Source organism: Streptomyces sp. AB3(2024) (genome assembly GCF_041862025.1).
Taxonomy (GTDB): Bacteria; Actinomycetota; Actinomycetes; order Streptomycetales; family Streptomycetaceae; genus Streptomyces.
This window is the reverse complement of sequence record NZ_JBGWAB010000326.1, coordinates 1-620: the sequence shown is the minus strand read 5'-3', so window position 1 is coordinate 620 and position 620 is coordinate 1. Positions and strand designations below refer to the sequence as shown.

The following is a 620-nucleotide window of genomic DNA, read 5'->3' as shown; positions in this document are numbered from 1 at the left end:
AGGTGCGCGGTCGCGTCGGCGGCCGAGAGGGTGATGGTGATGAGGAAGTCGGTCGCCGCGAACCCGAGCAGGGTCAGGACGAACAGCTTCCCCTTCCAGAACGACAGCAGCCGCTCCAGCATGGCGATGGAGCCCTCGCCGTGCGGGCTCTCTTCGGCCACCCGCCGGTAGACGGGCAGGGCGCCGAAGAGGGTGAGGACGACCAGGACGATGGTGGCCAGGGGCGAGAGCAGTCCGGCGGCGAGCGCGGCGATGCCGGGCTGGTAGCCGAGGGTGGAGAAGTAGTCCAGGCCGGTCAGGCACATGACCCGCCACCAGGGGCGGCCCTCGTGCGCGGTCCAGGCCTGCGCGTGCTGCCCGGGGCGGTCGGTCAGGCCTTCCAGCATCCACGCGCGCAGGCGTGAAGTGCGGGCAGGGGTGGCCATCGTGGGGGGCTCCTGTCGTACGGCATGGAAAAGCCGTCGGCACTGACACGACGGCTGAGTCAGCGTACGCATTTCGATCGCTTGTGCACGCAAATAAGCCAATCCTGACGCGTCCTTAACGCGGCGTCCGGCCCGGGCGGCACGGGCGGGCAGGGACGGGCGGGCAGGGACGGGCGGGCCGCCGGCCGACGCGCC

Annotated in this window: 1 pseudogene; it reads right to left on the bottom strand. The window is 71.5% G+C overall.

The features are described from left to right. Positions 1 to 425 (bottom strand): annotated as a pseudogene (locus ACEPPI_RS40600) (amino acid transporter); the annotation flags it as partial. Between the last annotated feature and the right edge of the window lie 195 nt (positions 426 to 620).